19 protein-coding genes are annotated in these 15,803 nt (G+C 39.8%); 16 read left to right on the top strand and 3 right to left on the bottom strand.

The genetic code is table 11. The features are described from left to right. Nucleotides 1–160: 160 nt before the first annotated feature. A complete protein-coding gene (gene cyoE / locus NST97_RS06365) occupies nt 161–1,078 on the bottom strand; it encodes a heme o synthase (RefSeq protein ID WP_066247660.1) in 918 nt (305 codons plus the stop codon). Between the two features lie 170 nt (nt 1,079–1,248). Between cyoE and NST97_RS06360 the strand changes: the two genes are divergently transcribed. The 3 genes from NST97_RS06360 to NST97_RS06350 all read left to right on the top strand — a co-directional run bounded on the left by NST97_RS06360 (nt 1,249) and on the right by NST97_RS06350 (nt 3,785). After that, entirely contained in the window at nt 1,249–1,854 is a 606-nt protein-coding gene (locus tag NST97_RS06360) for a TetR/AcrR family transcriptional regulator (protein ID WP_066247661.1), read from the top strand. 408 nt (nt 1,855–2,262) lie between these two features. Continuing rightward, complete coding sequence (gene tnpA, locus NST97_RS06355) at nt 2,263–2,661, top strand: IS200/IS605 family transposase (RefSeq protein ID WP_094245197.1); 399 nt, start codon at nt 2,263–2,265, stop codon at nt 2,659–2,661. Between the two features lie 11 nt (nt 2,662–2,672). Beyond that, nucleotides 2,673–3,785 carry an RNA-guided endonuclease InsQ/TnpB family protein gene (locus tag NST97_RS06350; RefSeq protein WP_003353586.1) on the top strand — a complete coding sequence of 371 codons (1,113 nt, stop codon included), beginning with the start codon at nt 2,673–2,675 and terminating at the stop codon, nt 3,783–3,785. A 116-nt stretch (nt 3,786–3,901) separates the two neighbouring features. On the opposite strand, the gene NST97_RS06345 is transcribed toward NST97_RS06350, so the two are convergent. Beyond that, nucleotides 3,902–4,822 (bottom strand): aldo/keto reductase, encoded by a 921-nt coding sequence (locus NST97_RS06345; RefSeq protein ID WP_341343044.1) that lies wholly within the window; start codon nt 4,820–4,822, stop codon nt 3,902–3,904. Nucleotides 4,823–4,827: 5 nt separating this feature from the next. Continuing rightward, nucleotides 4,828–5,007: a Z-ring formation inhibitor MciZ gene (gene mciZ / locus NST97_RS06340; protein WP_145976098.1), complete on the bottom strand. Its 180-nt coding sequence runs from the start codon at nt 5,005–5,007 to the stop codon at nt 4,828–4,830. A gap of 78 nt (nt 5,008–5,085) precedes the next feature. On the opposite strand from mciZ, the gene NST97_RS06335 reads away from it, so the two are divergent. The 13 genes from NST97_RS06335 to sigF all read left to right on the top strand — a co-directional run bounded on the left by NST97_RS06335 (nt 5,086) and on the right by sigF (nt 15,791). Beyond that, a complete protein-coding gene (locus NST97_RS06335) occupies nt 5,086–5,640 on the top strand; it encodes an NUDIX hydrolase (protein ID WP_063388341.1) in 555 nt (184 codons plus the stop codon). Further along, nucleotides 5,637–6,806, top strand: a complete 1,170-nt coding sequence (locus tag NST97_RS06330; protein ID WP_341343043.1) for a TIGR00375 family protein — start codon at nt 5,637–5,639, stop codon at nt 6,804–6,806. The genes NST97_RS06335 and NST97_RS06330 overlap by 4 nt, the downstream gene beginning before the upstream one ends. Nucleotides 6,807–6,902: 96 nt before the next feature. Beyond that, on the top strand, nt 6,903–7,541 hold the full coding sequence (gene spoIIM / locus NST97_RS06325; protein ID WP_066247667.1) for a stage II sporulation protein M: 639 nt from the start codon (nt 6,903–6,905) through the stop codon (nt 7,539–7,541). Nucleotides 7,542–7,652: 111 nt separating this feature from the next. Further along, nucleotides 7,653–8,117 (top strand): ferric iron uptake transcriptional regulator, encoded by a 465-nt coding sequence (fur, locus tag NST97_RS06320; RefSeq protein ID WP_063388338.1) that lies wholly within the window; start codon nt 7,653–7,655, stop codon nt 8,115–8,117. Between the two features lie 107 nt (nt 8,118–8,224). Beyond that, nucleotides 8,225–8,452, top strand: coding sequence for a YqzK family protein (locus NST97_RS06315; protein ID WP_063388337.1), 228 nt, complete (start codon nt 8,225–8,227; stop codon nt 8,450–8,452). Between the two features lie 6 nt (nt 8,453–8,458). After that, nucleotides 8,459–9,352 (top strand): site-specific tyrosine recombinase XerD, encoded by an 894-nt coding sequence (gene xerD, locus NST97_RS06310; RefSeq protein WP_063388336.1) that lies wholly within the window; start codon nt 8,459–8,461, stop codon nt 9,350–9,352. A gap of 99 nt (nt 9,353–9,451) precedes the next feature. Beyond that, entirely contained in the window at nt 9,452–10,642 is a 1,191-nt protein-coding gene (gene deoB / locus NST97_RS06305; RefSeq protein ID WP_144598189.1) for a phosphopentomutase, read from the top strand. Between the two features lie 3 nt (nt 10,643–10,645). Continuing rightward, nucleotides 10,646–11,464 carry a purine-nucleoside phosphorylase gene (locus NST97_RS06300; protein ID WP_341343042.1) on the top strand — a complete coding sequence of 273 codons (819 nt, stop codon included), beginning with the start codon at nt 10,646–10,648 and terminating at the stop codon, nt 11,462–11,464. 15 nt (nt 11,465–11,479) lie between these two features. Beyond that, nucleotides 11,480–12,784: a pyrimidine-nucleoside phosphorylase gene (locus NST97_RS06295; RefSeq protein WP_341343041.1), complete on the top strand. Its 1,305-nt coding sequence runs from the start codon at nt 11,480–11,482 to the stop codon at nt 12,782–12,784. A 181-nt stretch (nt 12,785–12,965) separates the two neighbouring features. After that, on the top strand, nt 12,966–14,132 hold the full coding sequence (locus NST97_RS06290; protein ID WP_063388332.1) for a D-alanyl-D-alanine carboxypeptidase family protein: 1,167 nt from the start codon (nt 12,966–12,968) through the stop codon (nt 14,130–14,132). A 97-nt stretch (nt 14,133–14,229) separates the two neighbouring features. Beyond that, a complete protein-coding gene (spoIIAA, locus tag NST97_RS06285) occupies nt 14,230–14,583 on the top strand; it encodes an anti-sigma F factor antagonist (protein WP_063388331.1) in 354 nt (117 codons plus the stop codon). Continuing rightward, on the top strand, nt 14,580–15,020 hold the full coding sequence (gene spoIIAB, locus NST97_RS06280) for an anti-sigma F factor (protein WP_063388330.1): 441 nt from the start codon (nt 14,580–14,582) through the stop codon (nt 15,018–15,020). The genes spoIIAA and spoIIAB overlap by 4 nt, the downstream gene beginning before the upstream one ends. Nucleotides 15,021–15,032: 12 nt before the next feature. After that, nucleotides 15,033–15,791: an RNA polymerase sporulation sigma factor SigF gene (sigF, locus tag NST97_RS06275; RefSeq protein ID WP_063388329.1), complete on the top strand. Its 759-nt coding sequence runs from the start codon at nt 15,033–15,035 to the stop codon at nt 15,789–15,791. The last annotated feature ends 12 nt before the right edge of the window (nt 15,792–15,803 follow it).

Raw genomic sequence — 15,803 nt, 5'->3', positions numbered from 1 at the left:
TTCATTGCCTCTATGAAGGACATTTACAAATTTTATTCGATTATTTTTGTCCTTCACAGTAGTATTTTTCCCCGATCCTTCATTTTAGGAACTCATCGGACAGCCCCTTAATTCCCAACATTTATTATGCCGCCATGAATTTGTTTAGAAACACTTTCTTTTATAAATGAAAAAGAATTCCCACAAGAGAATAGATAATGACAGTTGAAAATAAGATTGTCATATGAAACAGAGAATAAAGAAACATTGATTTTGCCCATTTCTCTGAATCCATTTTTTTATAGCCGAAAATGCTTAACATAAGCCACAGAACGCTTAAAAGAAGGGCTACTAGCATAAGACCGAGGCTTAAAGGCCCAAAAAGAAAGCTTGCTGCAATTAAAATAATTAAATAAATATTCGTTTGTATATATGTTCTTTTAACACCTTTGACAACTGGGAGCATAGGAACCTTCGCAGCCTTATACTCATCGTGCTTGCGAATAGCTATAGCATAAAAATGAGGCATTTGCCAAATAATTGAAATCACAAACAAACCAAGAATGGCTGGATGTGTCACGTCCGGATGAACAGCAGCCCATCCGATGAGAGGGGGCATTGCTCCAGAAATACTGCCAATTTCCGTATTATAAATTGTTCTTCTCTTGCTCCACATCGTATATGGGACAACATAAAAAAACAAACCTAGAAACCCTAGGAATGCTGCTAGAGGAGTTGTTAATGCAAGAGCTGCAATTCCTAAAATAGACATACAGATTCCAAGCCATAATACTGTTTTAGGCTTTATTGCTCCTGTCACAGTCGGTCTGTTTTTCGTCCTTTCCATGATAGAATCTATATCTCGGTCATATAAGTTGTTAAAAGCTCCAGCTGCACCCATTACGAAAATCGATCCAATCAAAGCAAATAACATTTCCGGCAATTTCTCAAACAGGCTGATCTGATACGTATACAATGCCAATGTCAATCCAGCCAACATCGGAACGAGATTTGATTGAATAATTCCAATTTTACAAGTTTCAGCCAAAATTTGGGGCAAAGTTGGTTTCTGTGTTGTAAGGCTTTCTTCTTTTCGCATTCTTCCCCTCTTCCTTTTTCACTCATGATCTATAAATCTAGGAGGACATTGTTGATAGTTGCGTCCAGCATAATGAGAAATTATAATTTGTATACTGATTAGAATTTATATACTATCTGGTATGTTAATGCTATATGGTATGATTGTCAAGAGAGAGGGAGGATAGCAAATTGGTCAGACGAAGATTAACCCAAGAGGAGCGAAAAAAAGAAACGCGGCAATTACTTTTAGAGTCAGCTGTTGAAATCTTTGCTCGATTCGGCTTTCACGGCGCTTCTGTTGATAAAATTGCAGAACATGCCGGATTTAGCAAAGGGGCGGTATATGCCCATTTTCGTTCCAAAGAAGAGCTCTTTTTAGCTATTTTGGAGCAACAAATGCAATTGCATGTGGACAACATTCTTCAAGTCATAGACGGACAGCATTCGCTTTCACATTTTATCGAAACGATGGATGAATATTTCCTGTCAGTTAGGCAGAAAAATCGAACGTGGAGCATGCTTAACATGGAATTTTTTCTTTATGCGATGCGTGAAGAATCGGTACGCCGAAAATGGTCTGACATGATAACGGAAGCGGTACAACAAATTTCCAAGGCGATTGAAAAATTGAAGTCGAAAGAGAATAACGATTCTGCTCTATCTGCGGATGAAATAGCATGGACTATTCTTTCGTTAGAAAACGGTTTAGCGATATTTTATTATATTAGCGAAGACCGTGTGCCTCTTCATTTATATGGAAAAGCACTGCAAAATTTGCTTCGATCCCCTCATTAGAAAATATTCAAGCTTAAACGGATTTCAAAATATATTAGTCCAAAATTTTTCAAGATAGGAATGGACGGCGCTGTTCAATGAACCGATACATATAGTTGTAAATCCGGTTTATGTGCTATGAACAATCGTTTAGCCATTGAGATTGCAACATGATCATGCGAATCCCATCCGTTTCGGCAGGAACATCAACTGGATAGCTAAATTGAATTTTCAACAGTCATGTGAATCCGAAAATAAATAAGCGGGGATCGTCCCCGCCTGTTTTAACGGATTTCCGAAAGAAGTCTCCCATCCTCAAGGAATGTGCAGGGCGTAGCCCAATGAGTAGGTGGGAGATGAATTTCGGTTGGCTTTAGCCAAAGGTTTTGATATAATCAGTCTTATATATAAAAAAGGATTGATATATCAATGAAATTGGATAGTAATAATCATTCAGTGTTCCTATTACATTATCATCTTGTATTAGTTGTAAAGTATCGCAGAGAAGTGTTCACCGATGAAATATCTGATTTTGCAAAAGATATGTTCATTGAGATCGGAAAAAAATACAACATTACTTTGACAGAGTGGAATCATGATAAGGATCATATCCACATCCTATTCAAAGCACATCCTAATTCTGAATTATCGAAGTTCATCAATACTTATAAGAGTGCAAGTTCTCGACTGATAAAGAAAAACTTTCCTCATATCCGAAAAAGACTATGGAAAGAGATGTTTTGGTCAAGAAGCTTTTGCCTGCTTACAACAGGCGGTGCACCAATAGAAGTCATAAAAAAATACATTGAAAATCAAGGTCAGAAGTGAGGTGATTTGATATGGCCAAACAAAACAAAGCCTTCAAATTTCGTTTGTATCCGAATAAAGAACAGAAAATCCAATTAGCCAAAACATTTGGTTGTGTTCGCTTTGTCTACAATAAGATGCTGGAAGAACGTAAGGAAACGTATGAGAAATTCAAAAACGATAAAGAAACGCTTAAACAACAAGCATTCCCGACACCAGCGAAATACAAAGATGAATTTCCATTCCTAAAAGAAGTGGATTCTTTAGCTTTAGCAAACGCACAGATCAATTTGCAAAATGCTTATAAGAACTTTTTTGAAGGTCGTGCGGAGTTTCCTAAATTCAAAAGCAAGAAAAATAAACAATCTTACACAACCAATATGGTCAACGGCAATATTAAGCTAGAAAATGGTCATATCAAACTACCAAAAATCAAAAAGCCAATGAAAATGAACCGACATAGAGAAATACCTGCTGATTATAAAATCAAATCTTGTACTATTTCTAAAACAAAGACAGGTAAATATTATATTTCGATTTTGACAGAATACGAGAAAGATATTCAGTCAGTAAAGATTCAAAAAGTAGTTGGCTTAGATTTTGCTATGGACGGTCTATATGTCGAGAGTGAACAGGGTGAGAAAGCCAATTACCCACGGTACTATCGACAAGCATTAGACAAACTGGCAAAAGCACAACGAATTCTTTCTCGCAGAAAAAAAGGTTCTGCACGTTGGGAAAAACAACGTTTGAAAGTAGCAAAGTTACAAGAGAAAATTGCCAATCAACGCAAGAATTTTCTTCACCATAAATCAAAAGAATTAGCATCAACCTATGACGCAGTTATCATTGAGGACTTAGACATGAAAGGAATGTCTCAAGCCCTCAATTTTGGAAAAAGTGTTCATGATAATGGCTGGGGTATGTTCACTACTTTCTTAGAATACAAGCTAAAAGAACAAGGGAAACAACTTGTAAAAATCGATAAGTGGTTCCCTTCTACTAAGAAATGTTCTTGTTGTGGCAAGGAAAAAGAAATGCCATTATCTAAACGTGTATATGAATGTTCTTGCGGTTTTGTATTAGATCGTGATCACAATTCAGCAATCAATATCAAAAATGAAGGATTACGCATATTAGCATAAAGAATAATAACTTTCGGAACGAGAGGGTAAGCTCGGTCAATTTCTTATCGTTAGATAGGATTACCCGAGAAGCCCCCACTTCAAGCGACCCGCAAGGGTGGTAAGTGGAGGGTAGTTCACTCGCGATGGATTGTATAAAGAGACTGTTTTGTTGCGTTTATAAGCGCTTCGTATTCTTCTTCCAGCAGATCTTTTGCTTTCGCTGCTTGGACATTTTCAAGCAGCTGCTCTTGCTTGCTCGCTCCGGCAATGCAGGAGGCTACAACACGCTGATGAAGAACATATTTTATGGCTGTTTCCGTCCGAGTGCGATCCGGGCATGCTGAATCGATGCTGTGCAAAGCTTCTTTTAATTCATCGAACGTGTAGTCTAAATATCCATTGTTCTTGACGCGCTCAGAGGCTTTTTCGAGCGGGCGCTCTGTCAAGAGGCCTTGAGCCAACGGCCCTCTGGCAATAACAGAAACGTTATGCTCCTGAATCAAAGAAAACCATTCTTCTGGGCGCCGGTCAAGAAGGCTGTATTGCATCATGATTGAAACGATATTGGAGCGTTTCAACCATTCTTTCATAACGTTCGGCCGAATCGAAGAAATGCCGTAGTAGCGGATGACGCCTTCCTGCTTTAACTCTTCGAACGCTTCAATCGTTTCATCGATCGGGTCGTCGATTGTTCCTCCGTGAAGCTGATATAAGTCGATATAATCTGTACCCAGCCGTCTGAGGCTTTCTTTCACTTCTTCCTTTATGTATTTCTTGGATGGATCCCACCACCATCCGTCTTTGCCAACTTCAAACCGATTTCCTACTTTTGTTGCTAAAATGATATCGTTTCGACGCGATTTAAGAGCCCTTCCGACAAATTCTTCATTCAGGCCTTGATCATAAAGATCTGCTGTATCAAAAAAATTAATCCCCAATTCAAGCGCTTGGTCAATCAGCGAACGCGCATGCTTTTCGTCGCGTCCAAGCGACATGCATCCAAGACCGATTTCGCTCACATACAGCTCGGATGTTCCTAATCTGCGCTTTTTCAAAAAGATCACCTCTCTTTTTCTCTTCTAATTTGAAAGTAGTATAAACTTTTTGAAAAAGCAAATGTTTCATATTCATGATGAAGCCATTCATAGACTGTTTTATATCGTTTTGCGGCTTCCTTTAAGCTGTAAGCAATTTCCTTCGGCTTTCCGATCATCACGACACGGTTATAATTCCGATACATGAGCAATCGCTCCGCCTCCTTTTTAATTATGGTAGAATGTATGAAGAATGATTGGATAATAGAACAGGAGTTGAATATATGAACCGTTTAAACGAGGAAACGATTGCGAAGGAAAAAATTTTTTCAGGGAAGATTATTGATGTATATGTGGAAGATGTCCGTCTCCCAAACGGGGAAAATGCGAAACGTGAAGTCGTGAAGCATCCGGGTGCAGTTGCCGTGATTCCTATTACAAATGAAGGGAAAATTGTCATGGTGAGACAATATCGCAAAGCTTTAGAACGCCAGCTTGTGGAAATTCCTGCCGGAAAGCTTGAAAAAGGGGAGTCACCTGAAATCACAGCAAGAAGAGAGTTGGAAGAAGAAACGGGCTATGGATGTGAATCATTAAAACATGTCATTTCGTTTTATACTTCACCGGGCTTTGCTGATGAACTCGTTCATCTTTATTTAGCTGAAGGATTGATAAAGCTGGAAAATAAAGCGAGTTTGGATGAAGACGAGTTTGTCGAGGTGCTGGAAGTAACCCTTGAGGAAGCGAGAAAATTGATAGAAGAAAAAGAAATTTACGATGCAAAAACTGCTTATGCAGTTCAATATTTAACATTAAAACAATTGAGTGAGGAGATATGAACGCTTTTTTTGCAGATTTGCACATTCATATCGGCAGAACAAATACAGGAAAACCGGTAAAGATTACGGGGGCCAAGTCGCTGACGCTTGAAAATATTTTTATAGAAGCAGCTGAGAGCAAAGGTATGGATATAATTGGCATCATTGATTGCCATGTCCCCGAAGTAATCAAGGAAATTGAAGATGGCATCAGAAGGGGAAAGTATGAGGAATTAATGGAAGGGGGAGTCCGCTATCAAAATTCGACACTTATTTTAGGTACGGAGCTTGAAATATTTGATGAACATTGCAATGGGCCGATCCACGTTCTATGCTTTATGCCGACTTTAGAAAAGATGAAGGAATTTTCCCATTGGCTCAGCTCCCATTTAAAAAATATTCATTTAAGCTCTCAACGGGTATATGTTGAAGGGAAAAGACTTCAGCATAAAGTGAAAAGCTTGGGCGGATTGTTCATTCCGGCGCATATTTTTACTCCTTTTAAAAGCTTGTACGGAAAAGGGGTTCAGCGAAGCTTGACAGAAGTTTTTGATCAAACACTCATCGATGCGGTCGAGCTCGGTTTGAGCAGCGATACTAAAATGGCAAGCCGTATTCGTGAACTAGCTTCCTATCCATTTTTAACGAACTCAGACGCCCATTCATTGCCAAAAATCGGGCGGGAATATCAGAAGTTGTTGTTAAAAGCGCCGACGTTTCAGGAATTGGTGATGGCGATCAAAAAAGAAAACGGCAGAAAAATTGAGGCGAATTACGGATTAAACCCGAAACTTGGAAAGTATTATGAAACGTTTTGTGAAGCGTGCCAAAAAACAGTAGGCTTGACAGATGAGGGATGCTGTCAAATATGTGGAGGAGTAAAAATTACAAAAGGTGTAAAACAGCGGGTTGAAGAACTGGGGGATAAAACAAAACATGTGGAGAAAAGGCCCCCTTATATTCATCAAGTCCCGCTAGCTTTTCTGCCTGGCATTGGCCCTAAAACATTAAAAAAATTAAAGCATTATTTTGGAACGGAAATGAATATTTTACACAAAGTTCTGTACGCCGATCTTGTCGAAGTGGTTCCGGAAAAAATCGCCGCTTCCATCATCTCGGCAAGAGAAGGCACCCTTTATGTGCAATCAGGGGGAGGAGGAAAATACGGAAAAGTGGAAGGTGCGTAAATTTTCGCGCCTTTTCTTTTTTTCTAGTAAAAATACGAATATGTACCATCCGTTCTCTCATACAATCTAGTAAAGAAAGACAGGAGAGGATAGGATATGCAGAATATTCAGCGTTTTTTACTAAAACAATTGAAAGATCAATCAACCGTCTATTTATTTGTGCTTATATTGTTCATAATGGGAGTAATTTTTGGCGCAATCATCGTAAACAGCATGAGCATTACGCAAAAAGAAGATCTGTATTATTATTTAAACCTGTTTTTTGGACAAGTATCGGACGGAAAACTTGCCAGCTCGTTTGAAATGTTCAAGCAAAGTTTTTTCCACAATACAAAATATGTAGGGCTTATGTGGCTTCTAGGCATTTCGATCATTGGTCTGCCGATTATTTTTATCATGTTATTTTTAAAAGGAATGGTCGTTGGATTTACAGTCGGATTTTTAGTAAATCAAATGAAATGGGGCGGATTTTTGCTGTCATTCGTTTCCGTTTTGCCGCAAAATTTGCTGCTGATACCTGTGTTTCTTATTATGAGCGCATCGGCAATTTCTTTTTCCTTCAAGCTCATTAGACAGCTTTTTGTAAAAAAGTTCCACGATCAGCCGTTTCGAATGTTTGCAGGCTATGCAGTCACATTTTCTTGCTTGATCGCCGTTATATTGCTCGCTGCAATGTTAGAAGCATATGTTTCCCCGATCCTGATGAGAGGAACGATCGATTTTATTTATAAATAATAATTATTATTTAATATAAATTTTATTTTTTAATTTAAAATTATTTCAGTTGGACACTTTCTTTTATTTTGTTATAATATATGAGGAATGCGGCGAGGGAGGGAAAGTGTCATGGAAAACCGCATAGAGCGTATAAAAAAGCAGTTGCATTCTTCAAGCTATAAATTAACCCCGCAAAGGGAAGCAACCGTTCGTGTTTTGCTTGAACATGAAGAGGATCATTTAAGTGCCGAAGATGTTTACCTCCTCGTTAAGGAAAAATCGCCTGAGATCGGGCTCGCAACAGTGTACAGAACGCTGGAATTGTTAACTGAGCTGAAAATTGTTGATAAAATAAACTTTGGAGACGGGGTTTCCAGATATGATTTGCGCAGGGAAGGAGCCGCTCATTTTCACCATCATCTCGTATGTATGGAATGCGGTTCCGTTGATGAGATTCAGGAAGATTTATTAGAAGATGTTGAAAAAATTGTCGAACGAGATTGGAAGTTTAAAATTAAAGATCATCGTCTAACTTTTCATGGCATATGCCACCGCTGTCAGGAAAAAGAAAAAGAAGATAACAAGAAAGAATAAAGCCTTTTCCGCGAGGGGAAAGGTTTTTTTATATTATATACGTATAAAGATTGTCCAGACGGTCATATCTTTAAATATAAGAAAATATGGCCTTGTGGAGGACGAACATGGAAAAATGGACGAAAACCGTAAAGAATATGCTTAAAATTTTTATCTTGTTTACAGGATTTACGATTTTGTTCTACTATGCTATTATATGGGTTAACTTGGAATATCAAGATTACCATCGCTATGACGAGCCTGAAGGATCTGCCGTAAAGGTGACAAGCGTTGTGGAAGAACAGAACGATAATTGGCTGAATCGCTTAATATTCTTTTATTTAAACGGGGAGTAGAGAAGATTGAACGATCATATCCAAGATTTTATTCATTATTTGACCGTTGAGAGAGGACTTGCGAACAATACGATCGTTTCATATGAGCGAGACTTGAAATCGTACAAGCAATTTTTGAACGAAAAACTGAATATTCAAGAAGTGCAAAATATTCAACGCTATCATATTTTGCAATATTTGCATTTTTTGAAAGATCAAGGGAAATCCAGCAAGACAATCGCCCGGCATATCGCCTCAATCCGCGCTTTCCATCAATTTTTGTTAAGGGAAAAAGCTGCGGATGAAGACCCGTCCGTCCATATTGAAACACCGCAGATTGAACGGAAGCTTCCGAAAGTGCTGTCTCTTGAGGAAGTGGAGCGGCTTCTTGAAACGCCTGAGCTGACCTCACCGATTGGATATAGAGATAAAGCAATGCTTGAACTTTTATATGCGACAGGTATTCGGGTGAGTGAAATGGTTCATTTGAATCTTTCAGACGTCCATTTGATCATGGGATTTATCCGCTGCTACGGAAAAGGGAAAAAAGAACGGCTCGTTCCGATTGGAGAAAAAGCAACAAAAGCGCTGGAGGAATATTTGGAAAAGGGCCGGCCAAAGCTTGTAAGACAGAAGCATAAAACGGATGCCTTATTTTTAAACCATCATGGAAAAAGAATTTCCCGCCAAGGATTTTGGAAAAATTTAAAATCGATTGCGGTTAAAGCAGGAATACAAAAAGAATTGACTCCTCATACATTGCGACATTCCTTTGCCACCCATCTGCTTGAAAACGGCGCTGATCTAAGAGCGGTGCAAGAAATGCTAGGTCATGCTGATATTTCAACCACGCAAATTTATACTCATGTAACAAAAACACGTTTAAAAGATGTATATAAAATGTACCACCCCCGTGCTTAATGCCATCGTCATGCTAAAAATCAAGTTGCTCGTCTGTTTCGGCAAGCATTAGGAAAAAATATAATCATCACCGCTTTCAAATGGCAGGAGGAATTTAACATGCAGCATACATATAAACGCGTCTTTTTAATTGTAATGGATTCAGTTGGAATCGGCGAAGCACCGGATGCAGAGCTTTATAACGACAAAGGTGCTGACACGCTTGGCCATATCGCTGAACATCTCGGCGGTTTGCATTTGCCGAATTTAGCGAAGCTCGGATTGGGGAATATACGTGAAATAAAAGGTGTTCCAAAGACAGACAAGCCGCTCGCCTTCTATACAAAAATGAAAGAAGCTTCAGCAGGAAAAGATACGATGACTGGTCATTGGGAGCTGATGGGGTTAAAAATCGATTCTCCTTTTCAAGTATTTCCAGACGGCTTCCCAGAAGAACTGATAGAGGAGCTTGAAAAAAGAACCGGGCGAAAAGTGCTTGGCAATAAGCCGGCAAGCGGTACGGCAATTATAGAAGAGCTTGGAAAAGAACATATGAAAACAGGAGCCATCATTGTCTATACGTCGGCAGACTCTGTTTTACAGATTGCTGCACATGAAAAAGTCATTCCTCTGAACGAATTATATCAAATTTGTCAAATTGCCCGCGAACTGACTTTGGATGAAAAGTACATGGTTGGGCGCGTTATAGCTCGTCCGTTTGTCGGGGAGCCGGGGAATTTTGAACGGACTGCCAACCGGCATGACTATGCTTTAAAGCCTTTCGGCCGAACAGTTATGAACGAGTTGAAGGACGGAGGATTTGATGTAATTGCCCTTGGGAAAATTTCCGATATTTATGACGGCGAAGGCATTACAGATGCAATCCGGACAAAGTCGAATATGGATGGAATGGACAAATTGATCCAAACATTCGACCGGGATTTTACAGGTCTTTCCTTTTTGAACCTTGTCGATTTTGATGCAAAATTCGGCCATAGAAGAGATCCTGAAGGGTATGGACAAGCGCTTGAGGAATTCGATGCTCGTCTTCCTGAAGTGTTCGAAAAAATGAAGGAAGAAGACCTGCTCATCATCACAGCAGACCATGGAAACGACCCTCTTCACCACGGTACGGATCATACTAGAGAATATGTTCCGCTGTTAGTTTATAATTCAACCTATACAAAAGGAAAAGAACTGCCAATCAGAGAAACATTTGCAGATGTAGGAGCAACCATTGCAGAAAATTTCGGCGTGCAAATGCCAAATTACGGAACAAGCTTTTTAACAGAATTGAAGCAGGGGGATTGATCAATGTCAATTGTGGAAGAAGTTGAAAAGGCCTCTCAATTTTTAAAAGATAAATGCAAACAAACTCCAGAGATCGGTCTCGTTCTAGGATCAGGTTTAGGAGTTCTCGCTGAAGAAGTGGAGGATGCTGTAACCATTCCATACAGCGGCATTCCTTATTTTCCGGTTTCCACTGTTGAAGGGCATAAAGGCCAATTCGTAATTGGGGAGCTAAATGGCAAAACAGTAGCGATCATGCAAGGCAGATTCCATTTTTACGAAGGGTATAGTGTAAAGCAAGTGACATTTCCTGTGCGAGTCATGAAGGCGCTGGGTATTCATTCCTTAATTGTGACAAATGCAGCCGGAGGGATCAATCAGTCATATCAGCCAGGTGATTTAATGCTGATTACCGATCATATTAACAACATGGGACAAAACCCTTTAATTGGCGAACATAGCCCTGAGCTTGGCGACCGTTTTCCCGATATGTTGGAAGCGTACGATAGCAGACTAATCCAACTGGCAAAAGAAGCAGCGAAAGAGCTTGGCATCGAAATAAAAGAGGGGGTTTATGTTGCTAATACTGGACCGTCCTATGAAACGCCGGCTGAAATACGGATGTTAAGAGCGATCGGGGGAGACGCAGTTGGCATGTCAACAGTTCCAGAAGTGATTGTGGCGAATCAAGTCAAAATGAAAGTGCTTGGCATTTCATGTATTACGAACATGGCGGCGGGTATTTTAAAACAGCCTTTGACGCATGAAGAAGTCATGAAAACGGCGGAAATGGTTCGGGCTGATTTTATAGCGCTAGTAAAATCCATCGTAGCCAAAATGTAGAAAAAGGTGATTTGCATGCGAATGGTCGATTTAATAGAGAAGAAGCGGGATGGGAAAGCGCTCACAAAAAAAGAAATCCGTTATATCATTGAAGGATATACGGCCGGGGAGATTCCGGACTATCAAATGAGCGCTTTCGCCATGGCCGTTTTTTTTAGAGGGATGACGGAAGAGGAAATGGCGGAGCTCACAATGGCGATGGTTGATTCTGGAGAAAAGATCGATCTTAGTGAAATTAAAGGGATAAAAGTGGATAAGCATTCGACCGGAGGAGTTGGCGATAAAACTACGCTGGTGCTTGCGCCGCTTGTGGCTTCTGCTGGTGTTCCTGTTGCCAAGATGAGCGGAAGAGGTCTTGGCCATACCGGCGGAACGATTGATAAACTAGAATCGATCCCGGGGTTTCATGTTGAAATAGACAATCGACAGTTTGTCCGTTTAGTCAATCAAAATAAAATTGCAGTCGTTGGACAAACGGGAAATTTAACTCCCGCTGATAAAAAACTGTACGCATTAAGAGATGTGACAGCGACGGTTAACAGTATTCCTCTTATTGCCAGCTCCATCATGAGCAAAAAAATCGCTGCCGGAGCGGATGCCATTGTTTTAGATGTTAAAACCGGATCGGGCGCTTTTATGAAAAATATAGAAGAATCAAAAAAACTGGCAAAAGCGATGGTGAAAATAGGGGAAAACGTCGGCAAAAAAACGATTGCCGTGATCTCCGATATGAGTCAGCCGTTAGGGTTTGCGATCGGGAACGCTCTTGAAGTCCAAGAAGCGATTGATACATTAAAAGGTGAAGGTCCTGAAGATTTAACTGAACTATGTTTAACGCTTGGCAGCTATATGGTGTATATGGCGGAAAAAGCAAATAGTTTAGAAAAAGCGCGTAAACTGCTCGAGCAATCCATTGCTTCAGGAAAAGCTTTAGAGACTTTTAAAACATTTGTCTCTGCCCAAGGGGGAGATGCCTCAATTGTGGACGATCCATCAAAATTGCCGCATTCTTCGTATACATTCGAATTAAAGGCGAAAGAAGAAGGCTATGTAAACGAAATTGCAGCTGATGCAGTCGGGACTGCCGCCATGTGGCTTGGTGCCGGAAGAGCGACGAAAGATGCTGCAATTGATTTGGCAGTCGGCCTCATCCTCCATAAAAAAATAGGCGATTACGTAAAAAAGGGAGAAACATTCGTTACAATTTACAGCAATCAACAAGATATTGAAAAGGTGAAACAAACTTTATACTACAGCATTAAAATTTCGAAAAACAAAACAAAAAAGCCTGTCCTTATTTATGAAACAATAACAAATTAGGAAAGAAAAAAAGAATCGGGTAATCCCGATTCTTTTTTTGTATAACTTTTTAATAATTGGAAAAAATGGGTTTTATACAGATAATTTTACCAGTAAAAATTCATTCTCATTTCATTTTTAGAGTCTTTTACATTTCATTAGATTAGATTGCAGTTACATATGAGGAATGGAGGATGTGGAGATGAAACAATTACTACTGTCTGTCATGGCAACATTTGTTCTTTTTTTTGGGGTTTCAACGGCTGCGTGGGCAGAAGAAAAAAATGTCAAACTAGTAGATGGAGTGAAATCGGCTATACTGATTGAGCGGGATACAGGTCAAGTACTATATGAAGAAAATTCAGATACACCGCTGCCGCCCGCCAGTATGACGAAAATCATGACGCTTCTTCTTATTATGGAAGCTCTTGATAAAGGAAAGATTCAAATGGATGAAAAAGTAAGAGCGAGCGAATATGCAGCATCCATGGGGGGATCGCAAATCTTTTTGGAGCCTGGGGAAGAAATGACAGTGGAAGATTTATTAAAAGGAATTGCGATTGCTTCCGGCAATGATGCGTCTGTCGCGATGGCGGAGAGAATTGCAGGATCAGAAGAACAGTTTGTATCCATGATGAATCAAAAAGCGAAAGAGCTCGGACTGAAAAATACGCATTTTAAAAATTCGACCGGATTACCTGCAAAAGGACATTATTCGTCGGCAAAGGACATGGCGGTTATTGCCAAAGAGCTATTAAAATATGAAGAAATTACGAAATTTACGGGAACATATGAGGATTATTTACGAGAAGGAACAGACAAAAAATTTTGGTTGGTCAATACAAATCGGCTTGTGAAATTTTACGACGGAGTTGACGGTGTAAAAACAGGTTATACAAACGAAGCGAAATACTGTTTAACGGCAACAGCCAAAAAAGGGAATATGCGGGTGATTGCTGTTGTATTTGGAGCTAAAACGCCAAAAGATCGAAATGCTCAAATCACGAAGCTGTTAGACTATGCCTTTTCCCAGTATGAAACCCATCCTCTGTTTAAACGAAACGAAGTGGTGACAAAAGCAAAACTGAGCAAAGGAAGCGATAAAGATGTACAGCTGATTACTTCGGAGCCTGTTTCCATTATAACCAAAAAGGGCGAAAGCATTGATGATATTAAACAAGAAATTATGTTTAAAAACCACCTGGTAGCGCCAGTGAAAAAAGGAGATGAGCTTGGAACCCTCGTGCTGAAAAAGAATGGAAAGGTTTTTGCTGAAAGCAAGCTTGTGGCTAAACAAGATGTTCGCGTTGCGAGCTGGTGGAAGCTGTTCAAAAGGGTTCTAGGCGAATGGACGAAGGCCGAAAAATGATATTTTTGGCGAAATTCCACTAGTTTTGTCTTCAGGCAGGAAATATGAAAGGTCAACTCGAAAGATTCAATATCATAGTTGAAGGAGGAATATGATCTTGAGTCTAGCGGTTGACCTTGAAGTAAAAGAAAACGTGTTATTGATACGTCTGTCAGGGGAGCTCGACCACCATACAGCAGAGGAACTTCGGCAAAAAGTCAATGATGCCATCGAAAATAACTCTATTCAACATATTTTATTAAATTTAGAACAATTAACTTTTATGGATAGCTCTGGACTTGGAGTGATTCTCGGGCGTTATAAGCAAATAAAACATCTCGGCGGTGAAATGATTGTTTGCGCCATCTCCCCGAGTGTAAAGCGTCTTTTTGACATGTCAGGTTTATTTAAAATTATTCATCTGGCCGAGACAGAGAAAGCGGCTTTGCAAACGTTGGGGGTGGCGTCATGAAAAACGAAATGAAGCTTCAATTTTCCGCTGTAAGTCAAAATGAATCATTTGCAAGAGTAGCTGTAGCTTCCTTTATCGCACAGCTGGATCCGACGATCGATGAACTAACCGAAATCAAAACAGTAGTTTCCGAAGCTGTGACAAATGCGATCATTCACGGTTATGAAAATAATCCTGACGGTATTGTGTATATTTCCTGCACGCTAGAGGACCATATCGTTCATTTGACGATTCGAGATGAAGGGGTAGGAATTGACAACATTGAAGAAGCTAGACAGCCGCTTTTTACAACAAAGCCTGAGCTGGAGCGTTCAGGAATGGGATTTACCATCATGGAAAATTTTATGGATGAAGTGAAAATAGAATCGGAAAAAAATAAAGGCACAATCATTCGATTAACAAAACATCTTACAAAAAGCAAAGCTTTATGTAATTAAGGAGATTAGCTTATGGATGTGGAGGTCAAGAACGAACATTCGAATGGACAATTGAAGGATCAGGAAGTCAGGGATTTGATTAAAAGAAGCCAGCAAGGCGATCAGGCAGCCCGCGATTTGCTTATCCAAAAAAACATGCGGCTCGTTTGGTCAGTTGTGCAGCGATTTTTAAACCGAGGCTATGAGGCGGATGATCTATTTCAAATCGGCTGCATTGGCTTAGTGAAATCGGTCGATAAGTTTGATTTGTCGTATGATGTTAAATTTTCCACTTATGCTGTTCCGATGATTATAGGAGAAATTCAACGATTCATCCGGGATGACGGAACAGTAAAAGTGAGCCGTTCATTAAAAGAGCTCGGAAATAAAATTAGACGGGCTAGAGAGGAACTGTCCAAAACACTTGGCAAGGTGCCAACAGTAGGGGAGATCGCTGACTACTTAGATATTTCACCTGAAGATATCGTTCTTGCACAAGAAGCTGTACGTGCACCTTCCTCCATCCATGAAACGGTTTATGAAAATGATGGCGATCCGATTACATTGCTGGATCAAATTGCAGATCAAAATGAGCAAAAATGGTTTGATCAAATAGCATTAAAAGATGCTATGAACGATTTAGGCGAGCGGGAGCGGCTGATCGTTTATTTGCGGTATTATAAAGATCAAACACAGTCGGAAGTCGCAAAACGGTTAGGAATCTCACAAGTTCAGGTGTCCAGACTGGAAAAGAAAATATTAAAGCAAATGAAAGACCGAATGAGCGGATAGCTCTTTGGTCTT

It is taken from the genome of Aeribacillus sp. FSL K6-1305, from assembly GCF_038050115.1.
In the GTDB taxonomy this organism is placed as follows: Bacteria; Bacillota; Bacilli; order Bacillales; family Aeribacillaceae; genus Aeribacillus; species Aeribacillus composti.
This window is presented reverse-complemented; position numbering and strand designations above follow the sequence as displayed.

What these genes read in the sequence shown, in the direction of transcription:
- cyoE (WP_066247660.1), bottom strand. Translation starts at nt 1,078, where the DNA reads ATGCGAAAAGAAGAAAGCCTTACAACACAGAAACCAACTTTGCCCCAA.
- tnpA (WP_094245197.1), top strand. Translation starts at nt 2,263, where the DNA reads ATGAAATTGGATAGTAATAATCATTCAGTGTTCCTATTACATTATCAT.
- NST97_RS06350 (WP_003353586.1), top strand. Translation starts at nt 2,673, where the DNA reads ATGGCCAAACAAAACAAAGCCTTCAAATTTCGTTTGTATCCGAATAAA.
- mciZ (WP_145976098.1), bottom strand. Translation starts at nt 5,007, where the DNA reads ATGTATCGGAATTATAACCGTGTCGTGATGATCGGAAAGCCGAAGGAA.
- NST97_RS06335 (WP_063388341.1), top strand. Translation starts at nt 5,086, where the DNA reads ATGAACCGTTTAAACGAGGAAACGATTGCGAAGGAAAAAATTTTTTCA.
- NST97_RS06330 (WP_341343043.1), top strand. Translation starts at nt 5,637, where the DNA reads ATGAACGCTTTTTTTGCAGATTTGCACATTCATATCGGCAGAACAAAT.
- spoIIM (WP_066247667.1), top strand. Translation starts at nt 6,903, where the DNA reads ATGCAGAATATTCAGCGTTTTTTACTAAAACAATTGAAAGATCAATCA.
- fur (WP_063388338.1), top strand. Translation starts at nt 7,653, where the DNA reads ATGGAAAACCGCATAGAGCGTATAAAAAAGCAGTTGCATTCTTCAAGC.
- NST97_RS06315 (WP_063388337.1), top strand. Translation starts at nt 8,225, where the DNA reads ATGGAAAAATGGACGAAAACCGTAAAGAATATGCTTAAAATTTTTATC.
- deoB (WP_144598189.1), top strand. Translation starts at nt 9,452, where the DNA reads ATGCAGCATACATATAAACGCGTCTTTTTAATTGTAATGGATTCAGTT.
- NST97_RS06300 (WP_341343042.1), top strand. Translation starts at nt 10,646, where the DNA reads ATGTCAATTGTGGAAGAAGTTGAAAAGGCCTCTCAATTTTTAAAAGAT.
- NST97_RS06295 (WP_341343041.1), top strand. Translation starts at nt 11,480, where the DNA reads ATGCGAATGGTCGATTTAATAGAGAAGAAGCGGGATGGGAAAGCGCTC.
- NST97_RS06290 (WP_063388332.1), top strand. Translation starts at nt 12,966, where the DNA reads ATGAAACAATTACTACTGTCTGTCATGGCAACATTTGTTCTTTTTTTT.
- spoIIAB (WP_063388330.1), top strand. Translation starts at nt 14,580, where the DNA reads ATGAAAAACGAAATGAAGCTTCAATTTTCCGCTGTAAGTCAAAATGAA.
- sigF (WP_063388329.1), top strand. Translation starts at nt 15,033, where the DNA reads ATGGATGTGGAGGTCAAGAACGAACATTCGAATGGACAATTGAAGGAT.